17 protein-coding genes and 1 riboswitch are annotated in these 18439 nt (G+C 62.8%); of the genes, 12 read left to right on the top strand and 5 right to left on the bottom strand.

The annotated features are described in order from the left end of the window. Positions 1-35: 35 nt before the first annotated feature. Together ECTHA_RS17470 and bluB are read right to left on the bottom strand one after the other, a co-directional pair. The gene (locus ECTHA_RS17470; protein WP_025281931.1) at positions 36-1181 is read right to left on the bottom strand and encodes a DUF2235 domain-containing protein; all 1146 of its coding nucleotides are present in this window, start codon (positions 1179-1181) and stop codon (positions 36-38) included. Positions 1182-1332: 151 nt separating this feature from the next. Further along, complete coding sequence (gene bluB, locus ECTHA_RS0107215; protein WP_025281930.1) at positions 1333-2085, bottom strand: 5,6-dimethylbenzimidazole synthase; 753 nt, start codon at positions 2083-2085, stop codon at positions 1333-1335. Positions 2086-2134: 49 nt separating this feature from the next. Beyond that, positions 2135-2336: riboswitch (cobalamin riboswitch) on the bottom strand. Between the two features lie 46 nt (positions 2337-2382). On the opposite strand from bluB, the gene ECTHA_RS0107210 reads away from it, so the two are divergent. Next, positions 2383-3024, top strand: coding sequence for an ABC transporter ATP-binding protein (locus ECTHA_RS0107210; RefSeq protein WP_025281929.1), 642 nt, complete (start codon positions 2383-2385; stop codon positions 3022-3024). A 2-nt stretch (positions 3025-3026) separates the two neighbouring features. After that, entirely contained in the window at positions 3027-3818 is a 792-nt protein-coding gene (locus tag ECTHA_RS0107205; protein ID WP_025281928.1) for an ABC transporter permease, read from the top strand. Between the two features lie 31 nt (positions 3819-3849). Here ECTHA_RS0107205 and ECTHA_RS17465 read toward each other — a convergent pair whose 3' ends face one another. Further along, a complete protein-coding gene (locus ECTHA_RS17465) occupies positions 3850-5031 on the bottom strand; it encodes an MFS transporter (protein ID WP_084306810.1) in 1182 nt (393 codons plus the stop codon). Continuing rightward, positions 5028-5594, bottom strand: coding sequence for a TetR/AcrR family transcriptional regulator (locus ECTHA_RS0107195; protein WP_025281927.1), 567 nt, complete (start codon positions 5592-5594; stop codon positions 5028-5030). The genes ECTHA_RS17465 and ECTHA_RS0107195 overlap by 4 nt, the downstream gene beginning before the upstream one ends. Before the next feature lie 189 nt (positions 5595-5783). On the opposite strand from ECTHA_RS0107195, the gene ECTHA_RS0107190 reads away from it, so the two are divergent. From ECTHA_RS0107190 to ECTHA_RS0107180, 3 genes are all read left to right on the top strand, one after another. Next, on the top strand, positions 5784-6110 hold the full coding sequence (locus ECTHA_RS0107190) for a hypothetical protein (protein WP_025281926.1): 327 nt from the start codon (positions 5784-5786) through the stop codon (positions 6108-6110). A gap of 126 nt (positions 6111-6236) precedes the next feature. Next, on the top strand, positions 6237-8348 hold the full coding sequence (locus ECTHA_RS17460) for a molybdopterin-containing oxidoreductase family protein (protein ID WP_025281925.1): 2112 nt from the start codon (positions 6237-6239) through the stop codon (positions 8346-8348). Positions 8349-8351: 3 nt separating this feature from the next. Then, positions 8352-9209, top strand: coding sequence for a hypothetical protein (locus ECTHA_RS0107180; protein WP_025281924.1), 858 nt, complete (start codon positions 8352-8354; stop codon positions 9207-9209). Between the two features lie 36 nt (positions 9210-9245). Here ECTHA_RS0107180 and ECTHA_RS17455 read toward each other — a convergent pair whose 3' ends face one another. Then, positions 9246-10349 carry a sensor domain-containing diguanylate cyclase gene (locus ECTHA_RS17455; RefSeq protein WP_025281923.1) on the bottom strand — a complete coding sequence of 368 codons (1104 nt, stop codon included), beginning with the start codon at positions 10347-10349 and terminating at the stop codon, positions 9246-9248. A gap of 238 nt (positions 10350-10587) precedes the next feature. Here ECTHA_RS17455 and ECTHA_RS0107170 point away from each other — a divergent pair, with 238 nt between their 5' ends. The 7 genes from ECTHA_RS0107170 (at position 10588) to ECTHA_RS0107135 (ending at position 18350) form a co-directional block, all read left to right on the top strand. Further along, positions 10588-11388 (top strand): helix-turn-helix domain-containing protein, encoded by an 801-nt coding sequence (locus tag ECTHA_RS0107170; RefSeq protein WP_158407555.1) that lies wholly within the window; start codon positions 10588-10590, stop codon positions 11386-11388. A 14-nt stretch (positions 11389-11402) separates the two neighbouring features. Next, positions 11403-12305, top strand: coding sequence for a sulfate adenylyltransferase subunit CysD (gene cysD / locus ECTHA_RS0107165; RefSeq protein WP_025281921.1), 903 nt, complete (start codon positions 11403-11405; stop codon positions 12303-12305). Continuing rightward, positions 12305-14215: a sulfate adenylyltransferase subunit CysN gene (gene cysN, locus ECTHA_RS0107160; protein ID WP_025281920.1), complete on the top strand. Its 1911-nt coding sequence runs from the start codon at positions 12305-12307 to the stop codon at positions 14213-14215. The genes cysD and cysN overlap by 1 nt, the downstream gene beginning before the upstream one ends. After that, positions 14208-14819 carry a molybdopterin adenylyltransferase gene (mog, locus tag ECTHA_RS0107155; protein WP_025281919.1) on the top strand — a complete coding sequence of 204 codons (612 nt, stop codon included), beginning with the start codon at positions 14208-14210 and terminating at the stop codon, positions 14817-14819. The genes cysN and mog overlap by 8 nt, the downstream gene beginning before the upstream one ends. A 359-nt stretch (positions 14820-15178) precedes the next feature. Beyond that, entirely contained in the window at positions 15179-16414 is a 1236-nt protein-coding gene (locus ECTHA_RS0107150; RefSeq protein ID WP_203225268.1) for a peroxidase family protein, read from the top strand. A gap of 510 nt (positions 16415-16924) precedes the next feature. Next, positions 16925-17152: a hypothetical protein gene (locus tag ECTHA_RS0107145; RefSeq protein WP_026623616.1), complete on the top strand. Its 228-nt coding sequence runs from the start codon at positions 16925-16927 to the stop codon at positions 17150-17152. A gap of 62 nt (positions 17153-17214) precedes the next feature. Next, a protein-coding gene (locus ECTHA_RS0107135; RefSeq protein ID WP_420834486.1) for an IS3 family transposase occupies positions 17215-18350 on the top strand; the annotation gives its coding sequence in 2 pieces (ribosomal slippage) (positions 17215-17491 and positions 17491-18350; 1137 coding nt in all). The last annotated feature ends 89 nt before the right edge of the window (positions 18351-18439 follow it).

The following is an 18439-nucleotide window of genomic DNA, read 5'->3' as shown; positions in this document are numbered from 1 at the left end:
ATCACTTCTCTGCCCCCGGTCAGGCCGCGAGGGCCCTAACGGGTGTTCACGGCATCCATCGGTTCCAGCAGCTCTCCCTGGTCGTTCACCAGGTTCGCGGGCCGATAGGGGGACTGCTCCGGGGGTAGTTGCGCGCTCTGCTGGATGCGATCCAGGGTGGCCTGGTGGACCATGGCGTTCCGTGCCATGCCCAGACCAGCCCGATGCCGGGCCTGAGCACCGATGAGGCGTGGGCGGTTGTCGTCGATCCATGGCCAGTAGGCGGTGAGCTTGTATTGGAGATTCAGGGAATCATGGGCCGGGGCAAAGGGGTTGGGAGACAGCCATTCATCCATCACATCATCCTCCATGTGCAGCCCCAGCGCCTGGGCTTCGCGCAACATCCACAGGAAAGGCACATCGGCCAGGGCCTTGTTGTCGTAGCCGCCGCCCACATCGGAATGAACGCCAGGGAACCAGGCCTGCACCACTTGCTGTTCCACTGTGCTGCCATCAAATCGCCGTGCCTGGGGCGGGGTTCCATCCGGCATCGTCCAGAGGGTGGGCTTGAAAGGGCCACGTTGCTCGTCGATGGCCAGGGCGTGAAATGCGTTCTCCACCAGGGGGCCCAGCGTGGTGTCATGGAAGTTGACCCGTCGTCCCCCCTGGGCAAACGAGGCCAGCGTAGGGATAGGTACACCCAGGGCACCGACCGTGTCGAAAACCCCCAGCATGCGCACGCTCAGGGTCTCTTCCGGATGACGCGTGATGCGCTGGAGTCGACGGTGTTGGCGGCTTTGCAGCCTTCGTTCGGGGGGTGCCCGGTAGTAATCCATGGCCAGATCCGTGTCGTCCCGATGTTGCCTGCAGAAGAGGCCGGATGTGCCGATCATCCCGCAAAGAGACCGCGCCGTGTAGGCACCTCGCGAAAAACCGAAACAGAAGATCTCATCACCGGGTTCGTAATGCTCCACCAACCAGTTGTAGGCCCGTTGCAGGTTTTCATTGAGTCCGAAACCAAAGGCCCCACCGCGAAAACGGGTCCATCGCGAGGAGCCCACGCCGGGTACGTATTCCTTGAGTTGATAGGCATCGTTGGCGGGCGCCTCGGAAATCATCCTGAACAGGCGGAAGATATGGGTCTCGTTTTCTTCCTTGGCCCAGGTGCCGTCGCAACAGACCACAAGGCGTTTTCTTGTCATCTTGGTTCATCCCCACGCAGTCGGCCCGAGCGGCCCTACCATGAGCGTAGCAGGGGATTCACGAACGGTGAGGTCTTGCACGGGCCGAATGCCGTCGGCACCCGCAGGGGCGCCGACGGAGGCGAGCACAGGGTGAGCGGGAGCGCAGGCCCTAAAGCGGGACTTCGGAGCGGCTTGCCCTGGCCTGGCATGCCTGGACGGCCTTGACCAGTTCGTCGTCCTCGGCAGGGGCATGCCCCCAGCCATCCACATGGATCAATTGCTCCAGCGGTAACCGGGGACGCCAGCCGGCGGCTTCCAGTTCGGGCTTGTCATGGAAGTGGCTGACCCGGCCAATGCATAAATAGGCCACGGGGACGATCTCATCGGGCAGATTCAGTACCTGTCGGATGTCTTCGGGCCGGAAGATGCTCACCCAGCCCACGCCCAGCCCCTCGCTGCGTGCCGCCAGCCACAGGTTCTGCACGGCGCAGACCACGCTGTACAGGTCCATCCGATGGTCGTGGGTGCGACCGATCACCACCGGGCCGGCGCGGTCCCGGTCGCAGGTGATGCACAGATTGATGGGCGCATCCAGGATGCCTTCCAGGCGCAGGCTGCGATACGTCTCCTGCTTTTCGCCTTCGAACATCCCTGCTGCCTCCTCATTGGCGCGGGTGAAGGCCTGATGGGCCCGATGCTTGATCTTTGGGTCCTTGACGACCACAAAGCTCCAGGGCTGCATGTAGCCCACCGAGGGTGCAAAATGGGCCGCGGTCAGGATGCGGGCCAGCATGTCATCGGGCACCGGGTCGGGCAGGAATTGCCCCCGCACGTCCCTCCGGCAGAGCATGTTGCGATAGATGGCCTTGCGTTCGGCCTCGTTGAAGCGGTGTTGATCAGGTGTTGAATCACCAGCCTGCATGTTGTTCCCCTTGTTCAAGCAGGTGGGACGGCAGCCCGGCCTTGCTGCCGTGCAAAGAAACTGTCGGGCCGGTCTTCTGACTCGGGTTCGTCCCGCGCGGACGCCTTCCCGCCCATGGCAGTGGCTCGATGTCTGCGCGATCCCCCTCACAGCGCTGGGCGCGTTGCGGACTCGGTGATCCTTGATCGATCACCCCACCGCATTCCCGATTCTCCCGTGGACGAACGGGCACCCGACAGCGGGTTGATGAATTTTCGGGCACAGTATAGCGGATCGTTCGTCCGGTATACTGTGGTGATGGATGCCCCCACCTACGCCGTCACCGCTGACCCCTTGCTGAAACTGACGGGTTTGCAATCCGATCATGTAGGGCCGGTCGATCTGGAACTGGCGCCTGGGGCGTTGCTGCTCATTGCCGGGCCCTCCGGCGCGGGCAAGTCGCTGCTACTTCGGGCCATTGCCGATCTGGACCCCCATCGTGGTCAGGTGTGGTTGGCCGGCCAGCCGCGGGCCACCATCCCTCCGGCCTTATGGCGGCGTCAGGTAGGGTATCTGCCGGCAGATCCCGTGTGGTGGGCGGACACCGTGGATGAGCATCTCACGGGGGTGCAGGACGACTGGCTGCAGCAGTTGGGATTCACCCCGGAGGTGCGCCAATGGGAGGTGGAACGTCTCTCCAGCGGCGAGCGTCAGCGCCTGGCGCTGGCAAGGATGCTGGGCAACGGCCCGCGGGTGCTGCTCCTGGATGAGGCCACGGCCAATCTGGATCCTGAAAACACCCTGCGCATGGAAGCGCTGGTCATGGGGTATGTGAGGGAACGGGAAGCCGGGGCCATCTGGGTCAGCCATGATCACGAGCAGCGCGACAGGCTGGGTGGCCGTTTGCTGATGATGGATCAGGGGCGGCTGGCCGACCCGGCAATGGCATCGAGGTCCTGAGCATGGATGTGATCTACCTTTCTCCCTGGGATCTGAGTATTGCCGCTCTGCTGGTGATTGCCCTGGCGGTCCTGACGAGCCGCGTGGGCATGGGGCTTTCCCGAAGCCTGCTGGTGGCGGCGGCACGCACGGTGATCCAGTTGCTGCTCATTGGTCTGGTACTCACCACCCTGTTCGAACACGCAGCCCTGTACTGGGTGGCCCTCATGGCGCTGATCATGCTGCTGGTGGCGGGCCGCGAGGTCATGGCCCGCCAGGCCCGGCGGTTTCGGGGCTGGTGGGGATACGGCATTGGCACGCTGGCCATGTTCACCTCGGCCTTCACGGCCACCATCCTGGCCCTCACGGTCATCATCAGCCCGGCCCCCTGGTGGGAGCCCCAGTACGCCATCCCGTTGCTGGGCATGCTGCTGGGCAACACCATGACGGGCATCGCCCTGGGGCTGGACCGTCTCACCACCACGGCCTGGCAACAGCGGCGCACCATCGAGGGGCGCCTGATCCTGGGGCAGACCTGGTCGGAATCCATTCAGGATATCCGCCGCGATGCGGCCCGCAGTGGCCTCATGCCCATCATCAACGCCATGGCCGCCGCCGGTATTGTCAGTCTGCCAGGCATGATGACCGGCCAGATCCTTGCCGGCACACCGCCCATGGAGGCGGTGAAATATCAGATTCTGGTCATGTTTCTGATCACCGCCGGCACGGGCTTTGGCACCCTGGGCGCGATCTGGCTGGGGGCCCGGCGCCTGTTTGATGAGCGCGAGCGGCTGCGACTGGATCGGCTGGCCTGACAGAAGCGATGCCTCTTCGGGGGGCGGCGATTCAAGGGGTCTGACCCATCGCCGTGCCGCGTTCATTCAATAACCACGAGAACAGCCAGGCGACACTCACTCCCACGATGGCGAAGAGCATGAAGGTGGTCACATGGCCTTGGGTGTCCACCAGCCAGCCGGCCAATGGGGAGCCGGCCACCTGGCCCAGGGACGTGGCCAGCAGCGGCATGACCGGACCGAGGGCCGGCGCCTGGTCCATGATCTGGATGCTCCGGACCAGGTAGAAACCGGTAAGGATCATGTATCCGACGCCAAACAGGGCTGCGGATGTCAGGGCCAGCGCGAAACTTCCGGGATTCAGGGCCAGCAACCCGATGGCGGCTGCCATCACGGTGAGTCCGCCAGCATGGCTGAGCGCTGGCCCGAAGCGAGAAATGAGATCACCGGCGGTGAATCCCGCCATTCCACCCAGCCCCACCGCCAGCCACATCCAGGCGGTCTGGCTGGACACCAGTCCGCCAGAAGTGATCACTGCGTCGGGGGCAAATACCCAGTAGGCCGCGCTGACCAACCCCATGGCGAAGGCCATGCCACTCAACCGGCCGATCGCAAGCCACTGCATCCAGTGTATGGGCGGGGTGGTGGTGTGATCGCTCGACCGGGAAGCGGGACGTGCATCCCGGGGCAGATAGACCAGGGCCGCCAGGACGCCCACAGCGGCCAGAGCCGCAAAGCCCACGTAGGCGCTACGCCAGGCCTCTGCCCAGATCAATACGGCGGGCATGGCAAGGGCGATGCCCAGGCTGGTGCCCGCGTTGATGGTGGCATTGACCCTGCCGCGAAGGTGGGAGGGCACCACGCGGTGAACCGCTTGCGCCATGACCGGCGAGGACAGCCCGGTGCTGATACCGCAGATCAGCACACCTGCAGCCAGAAATAGCGCTGAAGGTGCCTGGGAAATGGTCAGCAGCCCCAGCGTGGCGAGCCCGGCGGCCGTGACCGCCCCGCGACGGACCCCGAGTCGGCGCGTTATCCAGGGGGCCACGACGATGGCGAAGGCAAAGCTTAAAAAGGGCAGGGAGCCGATCACGCCCGCCATGGTGGGTGTGATGGTCAGTTCCTGACGCATTTCGGGCAAAAAGAGCCCGAACACGAAGCGAGCCAGGCCGTAGGTGATGGCAATGATGCCGCCGCCCAGTGTGGCCATGCCGAGGGGAGATAAGGGTTTCATTCAGTTTTGCCTTGGGCCACCGAGAGCAGGGTGTCCGTCAGTGCTTGCGTATCCGCCAGGGCCGTTTGTGTGCCCTGCAGGGCCACGGCCGTGTTACTGCCTTCCAGCACCATGAAAAGCTGTCGCGCCAGGCCGTCCTGGTGATCCAGCCCGTCGCGGGCCAGGCTGGCCTCGAGGCGCGCCAGCAGGTCGGCCTTGGCGGCAACTGCCAGCGCATGAATCTCGGTGCTGTGCTCGGCGAACTCGCCCATCGCCTTGACCATGATGCAGCCATGCGGACTGTGGTCTTCCAGCCAACGACCATGGGCATCCACCAGGGCCCGGGTCACCTGGCCCGGCACCGCGGAGGCCGTTGCCGTATCGAGGCTGGCCATGAAGCGTTCATGACGCGTCGCCAGCACGGCGGCCACCAGGGCCTCTTTGGAGGCAAAGTGGTTGTAGAGCGTCATGCGCACGACCCCGGCGGCCGCGACGATGCGGTCGATCCCCGTGGCATGAAAGCCCTCCTCATAGAAGAGTTGCTCGGCCGTGGCGAGCAGTTGGTCGCGTTTGGAGGCTGGCATGGGCTGTCCGTATATAGATGGATCGGTCTATATAAAGATGAGGCCTCCATCCCACGGTTGTCAAGCGCTCTTTATTTCTTATGACCATTTTTGGATTGTGTTTTTAGAACCTTATAGAACATGATGCGGTCCGAATAACTGATCAAGGCGTCATCAATCATCCGCATTTTTCAGCAGGAGGGCAGGGCCATGCTTTGGGTAGCTGTTTGCGTATCGCTCGTGACGATCCTGGTGGGCGTGTGGTCGGCCTCCCTGTCAGCCCGGTCGGCGGATATGACTGCCGCCGCCGTATCGAGAAATGACTTTTGGGTGCGTGTGCTGGGCGTGTCGCTCACGCTCTTCATCGCAGAGCGCATGTTTCGCGTGGAGCAGGCGGGTTTGATCCTGGGCTTCGTGGTCTGGTGGGTCGCTCTGAACCCTATTGTCGCCTTCATCTCCATCTTCGCGGTCATGGGTTTGAGGCAGATGGTGATCGCGATTGTCGAGCCGGAAGACCCGGATGCCGGTTCGGCCTGATGGCCGATACCTCACTTTCTGCCCGGTTATTCGAATGACGGGCGGATCTCCCGCATACTCAAGTGCACGGTTCAGAAACTCCCCAATCCATTGCCTCACCGGCGTTTCTCGAGGACGACCGACCCCATGGCCACCGTCAAAAGTACCTGCTACGAGTGTGATGCCAACTGCGCCATCGACGTGACCCTCGATCCCGGTGGCGAGCCCGTGAAGATCGAGGGCCCCGACTGCCCCCGGTGTTATGTGCAGCTGGATCGGCGCAACCATCCGGATCGACTGATCCATCCGCTGCGGCGGGTGGGGCCCCGAGGTGGGGGCGAGTTCGAACGCATCTCCTGGGATGAGGCGCTGGACACCATTGCCGAGCGCCTGAGTGCCACGCGCGCGCAACATGGCGCCGAGACGGTGGCCTTTTTCGCAGGCTACACCAAGGAGGCCCGCCCCCAACTGCAGCGCCTGGCCCACGCCTTCGGATCGCCCAACTACATGACCGAGAGCGGTTGCTGCTTTTCCTCCACCAAGGTGGCGGAGGAGGTGACCTTTGGCACCAAGATCAAGACATCCTCCACGGTGGCCTCAGAGGCCACTCGCTGCCTGCTGGTGTGGTCCACCAACCCGCGCGGGTCAATTCCGCCCTTTCATCAGCATGCCCTGGCCCGCGCCAAACCCGGACGGCCCATGATCGTGGTGGATCCGCGCGTCACGCCCCTGGCGGAGCAGGCCGAGGTTCACTTGCAGATCCGGCCCGGTACCGACGGGGCCCTGGCACTGGGCATGCACCACCTCATCTTCGCGCATGGCTGGCAAGACCAGGCCTTCCTGGACGAATGGGGCAACGGTGTGGAGGCGTTTCGGGATTACGTGGCGGCATTCACGCCGGAGCGGGTGGCGGCCATCTGTGGCATTGCGGTGGCTGATCTGGAGCGTGCAGCCCGGTTGTATGCCACCCATTCGCCGGCGCAGATCATGCTCTCACCCACGTCCACGGTGCAGCACAGTAACGGCTTCCAGAATCACCGGGCCGTCATCCTGCTGGCCGCCGTCACGGCCAATATCGACCGCGAGGGCGGTAATCGCTTCTTCAATGACAAGGTCACTCCCAAGCCCATCGATCTGTTCGATCACTGCCTCAAGAACCTGCCACCGCGCATCGGCGATGAGACCTTCCCGGTGTGGACCCGCCATTGGCCGGCGGCGCAAAGCATGCTCTTGCCCGATGCCATTCTGGAAGGGCGGCCTCAACCGATTCGTGCGCTATTGGCCATGGGCATCAACACGGTGATGTGGCCACACTCGCAGCGCATGGAGCAGGCGCTGGGGGCGCTGGACTTTTTCGCCGCATCCGATTTCTTCCACAACCCCGCCACGCGCATGGCAGACATTGTCCTGCCCGCCGCCACCAATCTGGAACGCACGGCCTTGATCGCCTATCCGGGGTGCAATTTCCGTGGCGAACTGCGCTACCGGCGCGCCGCCGTCAAACCCCGTGGTGAGGCGCGCCCGGATGCGGAGGTCTTCCTGGATCTGGGGGTGCGCCTGGGGATGGCGGATCAGTTCTGGAACGGCGATCTGGAAGCCTGCTGGGCCGAAGCCGCCGAGGGGATTCCGGAAAACATCCGTGAACAGGTGTACAACGACCCGGATGGAGTGACCGTGTTTGCGGGAGTGCTGGATGAACTGGTGGAACATGGCTTCCTGGAGGGGGATCGCCAGTATCGCCTGAAAGGATTCAAGACCCGGAGCGGTAAGGTGGAATTCGATGCCGGAGAGCTGCGCGATGCCGGGCACGACGGCCTGCCCGTGTGGTGCGAGCCCGCGGAAAGTCCTGTTTCCACACCCGAACTGGCCCGGGATTACCCGCTGGTGCTCACCAGTGGTGCCCGTCACAAGCATGCCACCCACTCCCAGCATCAGTATCTGGAACGCATGCGTCGGGCAGTGCCCGATCCTCTGGTGGAACTGCATCCTCATGATGCTGCCGCCCGCGGTATCGGTGATGGGGACGCGGTCGAAGTGGCCTCGCCGCGCGGGCGGGTCCGGTTTGTGGCGCGCGTGACCGACCGTATCAAGCCCGGTGTGGCGCACTGCGCCCACGGCTGGAATCACGCCAACGTCAACGAACTCACCGACGACCGAAGGCTGGATCCCATCAGCGGCTTCCCGGCATTCAAGTCGCTGCTGTGCCAGGTGACGCGGACGCATGAGGACTCCGGGGATCAGCTGGCGGAGGTGGGTTAAAACATGCCCTTTGTTGGCGTGCTACCGGAACGCAGGTACCTGTTCCAGCCTGAACCTCGGCGAGAGGTGGCCGTTTCGGATGCGGCTGCCTGGCGACTGAACCCGCGTTACCGCGATGTCTACGACAAGTTGCGGCTGGCCCTGGACGCAGGTTTGAGCGCCGCCCCCTGCGGCGTGACGCCCATGGATCTGGGTATCGCGCCGGGGGATGAAGTCTTCGTCAAGCCCATTACCAATCTGTCTGGCATGGGGCTGGATGCCCGGGCGATGCGGGCGGGTGATGTGCCTGCGGAGCCCGGAAGCTTCTGGTGTGAGCGCTTGACCGGATTGCACACCAGCACCGACTGTCTGGTTCAGGAGGGTGTGGTGCGCTGGTTCGCCCACACCCGGGCCTCGGCCGAAAAAGATGCCGCGCGGCCCATTTACTGGGAAATCGGCGCTTCCCTGCCGGAACTGGAGCCCTGGATTCATGACTGGGTGGGGCGTCATCTGTCCGGTTACAACGGCCTGTGCAATATCGAACTGATCGGTGGGCGGCCCATCGAGGTCCACCTCAGGGGGTCCAATGGTTTTTTTGACTTCTACGGCCCGGATTTTCTGCCGGCCTGGGTGGCGCTGGCTGATGGGGCGCCATTCACCCCGCCATCGGCCCCCGAGGGCGGCTTCGTGATCTCCGTGTTTGGCAGTGCTGATTTAAGCAAGGCCAGCCTGAAGGCCGCTGACGCCGCCGGGGTGCGGGTGCAGCCGGATAACGCCACGCCTGGTCGGGCCGCCATCCTGCGCTGTCACGATCTTGAAGCGGGCGCTCAGGTGTACGAGCGGTTGTCAGGGGGCACGCTGGAACGGGATGGTGGAGACTGAGTGCCGGGTTGGCGGGGTATCCCGGTCCTTGGCTTGTCACGTCAACCTTGCATCACGGAATTCCTGGGAGATGACCAGTCGGTTGCGGCCTGATTCCTTGGCTTGAAGCAGGGCCTGATCCGCCGCGTTGAGCAGGGCCCGCGCCCGTTGCTCGGGGGGTTTTCCCTTCAGCAGTCTTGGCGGCAGACGGGCGGCGCCGATGGAGACAGTCACGTGGATTTCACCCTCTTGATCCATGGGCACGGGGGTGGCTTCCACCTGATGGCGCATCCGTTCGGCCACGGCATGTATTTCAGCGGGCTCCAGAGCCGGTAGCAGAATGACGAACTCCTCTCCGCCATAGCGGGCCAGCAAATCGAACCTGCGCAGGTGGTGCGCAAGGCGCTGTGCCACGGCGGTGATGACATGGTCTCCGGTGGCATGCCCGTGATCGTCGTTGACCCGCTTGAAATGGTCGATATCCACGAACAGGCAGGCCAGGGCATGGCCCTCCCGTTCCATGCGCAGGATCTCGTCCTGCAGTCGCTGGTCGAAGAAACGGCGATTGCGCATGCCCGTGAGAGGATCCGTCACACCGATTTCCCGTAGCCGCCACGCGGAAAGGGTGTTCTGCAGGCACACCGATACCACCGCCGCCAGTCGCTTGAGCAGGTAGGTATCCTGGTCGGTGCTGTAACGTTCAGCCCGGCAGCTGCCCAGCACCAGCAGACCGATGGGGTCCGTGCCCCGCCTGAGTGGCAGCAGGGCCCGACTGCTCAGTTTTTTCATGCCGCAAAAATCCAGGACGTGGGGATCGTCATCCCCCGGTGAGCCCAGGGTGGGTTCCCGCAGGGGGCGCAGTGGGGCAGGGTCTGCGATCAGTCGCAGCGGCCAGTGCTCGGGCAGACTGTGACTTTCCAGTGCCGTTTGCAGGTCATTCTGGTCGTCGCAGAGCACCAGGGCCACCTGGTCCAGGTCGAAACCGGTCTTGAGATCTTCCAGGAGAATCCCCAGGACCGCCGGGAACTCATGCGCTTCCAGCAGTCGCAGTTCGAGAGCGGCGAGACGGTTGAGCTTTTGTTCGGTTTCTCGAGCCGCGTCGATCAGGGACTCCAACCGCGTCCGCAGCCACTGTTTCTCCGTTGCCAGGTGTCTTTCCATGTTCAGGTATGCCTTTTGTTGGGACTCGCGAGGGAGTACTGCGCAACTGTTCGATAGACTAACCGAGCCGGCGGCCAGTGCACAGCCTCTCTGTCATATGCCACCTCCTGTGCCGGGAGGTGGTATTGCGGTGGGCTTGTGAGATTGTGATAGTGCTTTTATGATGTAGCTTGATCAGGTTGGATAATGCCTCTCGTTTTATTTTTAACTTTTTATAAAACAAAGATTTAATCGTTTATTGTCCACTAAACATTTATCGCCCGAAGTGCTGAATGAGCGCCGCCTGGAAGCCGTGCGGCTGCGCCTGGATGGCCACACCGTTGCCCAAACCGCCGCCCGGGCCGGGCTTTCTGCACCCACCGTGTCCGCAGCCTGGAAGGCCTTCCGGGAAGGGGGGTGGACGGCGGTGCCTGTGCGCCCACGGGGGCGCAAGACGGGGCAGGGGGGCACACTCGATGTCGCCGCTCAACAGGTGCTGTGCGCGAGGCTCACCATGACCCCCGATTCCGGCGAGCCGGCCTGGAGCAGTCGTGGGCTCGCCGATGCCTTGAGCGAGGTGGGGCACCCGGTCTCGGCTCGCGCCATCGACCACTGGCTGGAGGCCCGTGACCTCAAGCCCGAGCCACTGGCACTGACAGCCCTGGCGCGGCAACGCAGCAGCGCTGGCCGTTGGTATCGCCAGCAAGTACAGCCGGTGCTGGAGGCGGTGCGCAAGGCCGGCGGCGGCGTCTGGCAGGGGGGCGTGAGGGTGACCGGGACGCGGTCTGAGCCGGCCTCCGTTTGGCCCCGTTATCAGCTCTATCTGCACGGCAAGCGGGGGGTGCTTCACACCCGTTGCCTGTGGGCGCCGCCGGCGGCGGGTGAGTACATGGCGCTCTTCCAGCGCTTGCACGACTTGCTGCCTGACAGGCCGACAGCGCTGGTGTTCCAAGGCGCGTATTTCCAGGCCAGCCCCGAAATTCGCCGGTGGCTGGAGGCACATCCGGATTTCTATCTGATCAATGTCCCCCCCGGTCACGGGACCGGATCGACCTTTTGAGACAGGCCAATGCCATGACAGCACTCACCCATCTACAAAAGCTGGAAGCCGAGAGCATCCATATCATGCGCGAGGTGGTCGCCGAGACCGAGAACCCCGTGATGCTCTACTCGGTGGGCAAGGACAGCGCAGTGATGCTGCACCTGGCACGCAAGGCCTTTGCCCCGGCACCGCCCCCCTTTCCGCTGCTGCACGTGGACACGCGCTGGAAGTTTCGCGCCATGTACACGTTTCGGGACAACATGGCCCGGGAGATGGGCATGGACCTGCTGGTGCACATCAACCCGGAAGGGGTGGAGAAGGATATCAACCCCTTCACCCATGGCTCGGCCATCCACACCGATGTGATGAAGACCGAGGGCCTCAAGCAGGCCCTGAACCAGTATGGCTTCGATGCGGCCTTTGGTGGGGCGCGCCGGGATGAGGAAAAGTCCCGCGCCAAGGAGCGGGTGTTCTCCTTCCGCACTGCCCAGCACCGCTGGGACCCGAAGAACCAGCGCCCGGAGCTCTGGAAACTCTACAACACCCGCAAGCACAAGGGGGAGTCGATCCGCGTGTTTCCCCTCTCCAACTGGACCGAACTGGATATCTGGCAGTACATCTACCTCCAGGACATTCCCATCGTGCCGCTTTACTACGCCGCCGAGCGCCCGGTGGTGGAGCGCGACGGCGCGCTGATCATGGTGGATGATGATCGCATGCCGCTTAAACCCGGCGAGGTGCCGATGATGCGCAAGGTGCGGTTCCGTACCCTGGGCTGCTACCCGCTCACGGGGGCCATTGAATCGCAGGCCGACACCCTGCCGGCCATCATCCAGGAAATGCTTCTCACCAGGACATCTGAACGCCAGGGCCGCGTCATCGACCACGACAGCGCCGCCTCGATGGAAAAGAAAAAGCAGGAGGGGTACTTCTGATGGCACACGCATCCGACATGATCGCCGGCGATATCGAAGGCTATCTGAAGGCCCACGAGCACAAGGGGCTGCTGCGCTTCATCACCTGCGGCAGCGTGGACGACGGCAAGAGCACCTTGATCGGGCGACTGCTGTTCGAATCCAAGCTGTTGTTCGAGGATCAGCTGGCCGCCATCAAGGCGGACTCCAAGAAGTATGGCACCCAGGGGGAAGAGATGGACTTTGCCCTGCTGGTGGATGGCCTGGCCGCCGAGCGGGAGCAGGGCATCACCATCGATGTGGCCTACCGCTTCTTTTCCACCGACAAGCGCAAGTTCATCGTTGCCGATACGCCCGGGCATGAGCAGTACACCCGCAACATGGTGACCGGGGCTTCCACTGCCGATGCCGCCATCCTGATGGTGGATGCCCGCCATGGCATCCTCACCCAGACCCGCCGCCACAGCTTCCTGATGGCGCTGATTGGTATTCGGCACCTGGTGGTGGCCATCAACAAGATGGACCTGGTGGACTACTCGAAGGCACGCTTTGACGAGATCGTGGACGAATACCGCGCCTTCGCCAAGCAACTGGGTCTGGAGGACATGACCTTCATCCCTCTATCGGCGCTCAAGGGCGATAACGTGATCGAGCATGGTCATCACATGCCCTGGTATCACGGGCCCACCCTGATGGGCTATCTGGAAACCGTGGAGGTGGACGAGGAACGCCTGCAGCACACCCCCTTGCGCATGCCGGTGCAGTGGGTGAACCGACCGAATCTGGATTTTCGGGGGTTCACCGGGATGATTTCCAGCGGCAGCGTGAAACCGGGGGATGCCATCCGTGTGCAACCCTCCGGCAAGACCAGCCGCATCAAGCGGATCTACACCTACGAGGGTGACCTGGAGCAGGCCATTGCCGGGCAGTCGGTGACGTTGCTGCTGGAGGACGAGATCGATATCTCCCGCGGTGACGTGATCTCCGGTGTGGACGCGCCGGCCGAGACGGCCGATCAATTCGAGACCACCCTGGTGTGGATGCACGATCAGCCCTTGCTGCCGGGGCGACCCTATTTGCTGAAGCTGGGTACGCAGACGGTGTCGGCGACGGTGAGCCAGGTGAAGTATCAGGTGAACGTCAACACGCTGGAGCATACCGCGGCCAAGCAGCTTGATTTGAACGGTATTGGGGTGTGTACCCTGAGCCTGAGCAGGCCGGTGGCCTTCGACCCCTACAAGGAGAACGCTGACACTGGTGGCTATATCCTGATCGACCGGATGACCAACAACACCGTGGGCGCTGGCATGCTGCATTTTGCCCTGCGCCGCAGCCAGAACATTCACATGCAGCATGTGGATATCGACAAGCAGGCTCGGGGGATCGCCAAGGGGCAGAAGCCGGCCGTGTTGTGGTTTACCGGCCTTTCAGGCGCGGGCAAGTCGACCATCGCCAACCTGGTGGAGAAGAAGCTGCATGCTGCCGGCCAGCATACTTACCTGCTGGATGGCGACAACGTTCGCCATGGGCTGAATCGGGACCTGGGCTTTACCGATGCCGACCGAGTGGAGAACATCCGTCGGGTGGCGGAAGTGGCCAGGCTGATGGCGGATGCCGGTCTGATCGTGCTGACGGCCTTCATTTCGCCATTTCGCAGTGAGCGCCAGATGGCGCGGGATCTGATGGAGGAGGGTGAGTTCATCGAGATCTTCGTGGATACGCCGCTGGATGTGGCCGAGGAGCGGGACCCGAAAGGGCTTTACAAGAAAGCCCGTCGCGGTGAGCTCAAGAATTTCACCGGCATCGACTCTGCCTATGAGGTCCCGGAGAGCCCGGAATTGCATCTTCGGGCGGCAGAGCTGAGTACCGAGGAGGCCGCCGATGCTGTCATTGCGCTACTGCGTGAGCGAGAGTTGATTGCCTGTGACTAGTTCAACCTATGAAACGGTAAGAATCGGCGTTGTTTCCGTCAGCGACCGGGCCTCCAGCGGTGTATACGAGGATAAGGGGATTCCTGCCCTGCAGGACTGGCTGGGACGTGCATTGCACAACCCCTTGATCTGGGAGACGCGTCTGATTCCCGACGATGAGAAGATCATCAGCGAAACCCTGATGGAGCTGGTCGACGAGGCCGAGTGCCATCTGGTGCTGACCACCGGAGGCACCGGTCCAGCGCCGCGCGATGTCACGCCGGAGGCCACTCTGGCGATAGCCGACCGGGTCATGCCGGGTTTTGGTGAGCAGATGCGCCAGATCAGCCTGACCTTCGTCCCCACCGCCATTCTCTCGCGCCAGGTGGGGGTCGTCAGGGGCAGCGCCTTGATCATCAATCTCCCGGGGCAGCCCAAGGCCATTGCCGAAACCCTGGCAGGTCTTCCCGATGCCTCACCGCCCGTGTATGGCATTTTTGCTGCCGTGCCCTACTGCATCGATCTGATCGGTGGCCCTTATCTGGAAGCCGACCCCAAGGTGTGCAAGGCATTCCGGCCGGCCGGTCGACGTCCTCCTCCTAGCGATGGTCATCGGGGGGCATGAATCCAACGGACCTCTGTTGGAGGGGAAGGTGATCCGCGACGGTCAGGGGGGGCTTGTTCTCGCTTTCACAGGGGTTCCCTGGACATTCCGCGTACGACAGCTATAAACCAAGTAAGGGAGTGGGGATTGTCCTTTCTCCACACACAAAGGAGGTCAATCGAACCAAATCGAAACGACATGTCAGTCTCATGAGGAGTACCCCCATGCACGGTGAATATCTCAGAGGCCATTGCCCTCAAAAGGGCGTATTCGGCCAAGCCGGCCGTTTCGGCCGGATGTTTCCGCATCTGCGCTCCCTCAAGGAGTCGCATCTTCCTCAACCTGCGCAACCGCATGCCCTGGGGGCCGCTGATGGCCCCATGAAAGATGACCTTGGGGAGGAGGGCGACAATCCCGGTATACCGGCCGGTTTCACTTTTTTCGGTCAGTTTGTCGACCACGACATTACCTTCGACCCCACCTCCAGCCTGGAATCCCAGAACGATCCCCAGGCATTGCGAAACTTCCGCACCCCCATGCTGGAACTGGACTCCCTGTATGGCGCAGGCCCGGCGGCCCAGCCCTACCTTTATGATGGCGTGGGCCGGTTCCTGACCTCGGCAGAGGGCGATCATGACCTCCTCAGAAATCATCGTGGCACCGCCGTCATCGGTGACCCACGAAACGACGAGAATCTGATTGTCTCGCAACTGCACCTGGCCTTTGCCAGGTTCCATAACCATGTGTTCGACGAGGAGGCAGGCCGGGATTTCGAGGAGGCCCAGCGACTCGTGCGGTGGCACTATCAGTGGATCGTCCTGCACGACTACCTGCCGCGTATCTGTGGTCAGGCGCGGGTGGACGACATCCTGGATAACGGACGACGCTACTACTGGTTTGCCGAAGAGCCTTACATGCCCGTGGAGTTCAGCGTGGCCGCCTTTCGTTTCGGACACAGTCAGGTGCGGGCCGGCTACCGCATCAATGCCACCGCGGGCGGCGCGCGACTGTTCCCGGCCGAGGCGGATGCACCCAGGGATGGAGGGCTCAGCGATCTCCGCGGCGGGGTGCCCGTGGCCAGGGAGCACACCGTGGATTGGTCGGGTTTTCTGGGGGAAGGCGAGGGTGTGCAGCCCAGTCGCCTGATCAACACCCGGCTCAATGAGTCGTTGCTGTTTCTGCCGGACTCGGTGGTACCCGCGGGCGTTCCGGATGAAGCACGCTCGCTGGCCACCCGTAATCTCAAACGGGGCGCCGCCTTCTCCCTGCCGTCCGGTCAGTCAGTGGCGGCTTGCATGGGGGCCGATGTGCTGAACCAGGAGGAACTCTGGGGCCAGGTACCCGGCCTGCCGACACCCCTGCCGGTACCCGCTCCCTTGTGGTACTACATCCTGCGCGAAGCCGAGGTGCGCGAGGCTGGCCAGCACCTGGGCGAGGTGGGCGGTCAGATCGTGGCTGAGGTGCTGATTGGTCTTCTGGAAGGTGACCGGGCGAGTTTCGTGAATCATGCCCCCCACTGGAGGCCCACCTTGCCCTCCAAAGAGGAAGGCCACTTCACGCTGGAAGATCTGGTCAACATTGCCCAGCACAGTCACCAATCCCAGGCCGCCGCCTGATCGGCAAGTGCGAGCGCCTGTAGACCTCAACGACACCATGGGCATGGAAGCCCCTGGTGACACCCCATACCCCGGTTGCCCTGCCGGACTGTTCGCCGCGTGTGGGAGTTCAACCTGGCCACCTGCAAGGGCAGTTTCGGACCGATCGTCCATGCCGTGATGCTGCTCAACCGGCATCGGTCCTATGGGGTGCGTCCCCTGCCTACCCCTGAAAGCCCTCGTCCGAGGGGCCTCAAACAGACTTTCTATCGTCTTTCGTGCGAGTAATCCAGTCGAAATTGATGTATCTCAGGGGTAGTATCGCGTCCTTGTCTAGAATTCCGACACTCTATCAGCACTTTTGCGGCTATCTTCTTTTCACGGCAGCTTTGGTGGTCGATCGGCAGTCGTGCGCGCTGGCTGGGGACGTCAGCGCCAAGCGAACGGGCGTCATGGTCACCCGCGTTGAGACCGTTTGGCAATGTGCGTCGTTGTCCCCGGTGATGGGGGCCATGGCCTGGGAGGGGTTCAGTGTTTTTCCAACGATTCCGATTGACGCCCAAGCTACTGATACTACTCGGCATCCCCATGTTGCTGGCGCTTCTTGTGGTGGCGCTTATCGTGATTGCTCAGGTGAACCATCGCGTGGTGGGGTTGATGCACGACGCCGCTCAGAATCGGGCCAGCGCGGGCTCAGATAACGTGGGTTGGTGGTTGGAATCACACATGGGGGTGGTGCGCACGCTGGCGCAGACCTGAGGTGGACCCCAAAATTCGGACCAGGGGTTAAGCTCTGATCATTCCGACAGGAGAATCTGATCATGAGCAGGAAACGCAAGCAATACAGTGCCGACTTCAAGGCCAAGGTGGCCCTTGAGGCCCTCAAAGGGGAGCAGACCACCTCGGAGCTGGCAGCCCGCTTCGAGATCCATCCGACCATGGTGAGTCAGTGGCGGCGTGAGTTGCTGGACAAGGCGACGGGGATCTTCGAGGGCAAGGGCGGCGGCAAAGCGGCCCAGAAGACCCAGGAGGAGATCGACACCCTGTACCGTGAGATCGGCAAGCTGACGGTGGAACGGGATTTTTTATCGCGCAGGCTCGGTCGTTGAGCCGGGCCCAGCGACAGGCCTTGGTGGAGCCACGGGCGGTTGATGTCAGCGTGCGGCGACAGTGTCAGTTGCTCGACATCAGTCGTTCCTCGGTCTACTACCGGCCCAAGCCAGCCCAGGATAGCGACTTGGAGTTGATGCGCCTGATTGACGAGGAATACCTGCGAAGGCCGTTCTATGGTTCACGGCGGATGAGGGCCTATCTCAACCGCTTGGGCCACCCGGTAAACCGCAAGCGAGTCCAGCGGCTGATGCGCCAGATGGGCCTGCACGCAGTGTATCCGAGGCCGCGCACCAGTCGACCGGGGGAGGGCCACCGGATCTATCCCTACCTGTTGCGGGATCTGGTGATCGATCGTCCCAATCAGGTCTGGGCGACCGATGTGACGTTCATCCCGATGGCCCGGGGGTTCATGTACCTGGTGGCCATCATGGACTGGCACAGTCGTCGTGTGCTCTCCTGGCGTGTGTCGAACACCCTGGACACCGACTTCTGCATTGATGCCCTTGAGGAGGCTCTGACACGCCATGGGCGGCCCGAGATCTTCAACACGGACCAGGGCTGCCAGTTCACCAGCAAGGCGTTCACCCAGGTGCTCGAAGACCATAAAATCCAGATCAGCATGGACGGCAAGGGCTGTTACCAGGACAACATCTTCGTGGAGCGGCTCTGGCGCAGCGTGAAGTACGAGTGCGTCTACCTGAAGGCCTTTGAAAATGGAGCCCACTTACGCCAGGACCTGAAGCAGTACTTCGCCTGGTACAACGCAGAGCGGCCCCACCAAGGGCTGGACGATGCAACACCGGATGAGGTCTACTTCAACCAACCTCTGACTCGGGCGGCCTGACGCCTGAGAGATACAACCCGGTTAGAGCTTAAACCCCCTGTCAGGTGGTCCAGCAGATGGGGTCCACTTCACTGGCGTCTCTGGGGACC

This window comes from Ectothiorhodospira haloalkaliphila ATCC 51935, from assembly GCF_000633935.1.
GTDB lineage: Bacteria > Pseudomonadota > Gammaproteobacteria > Ectothiorhodospirales > Ectothiorhodospiraceae > Ectothiorhodospira > Ectothiorhodospira haloalkaliphila.
This window is presented reverse-complemented; position numbering and strand designations above follow the sequence as displayed.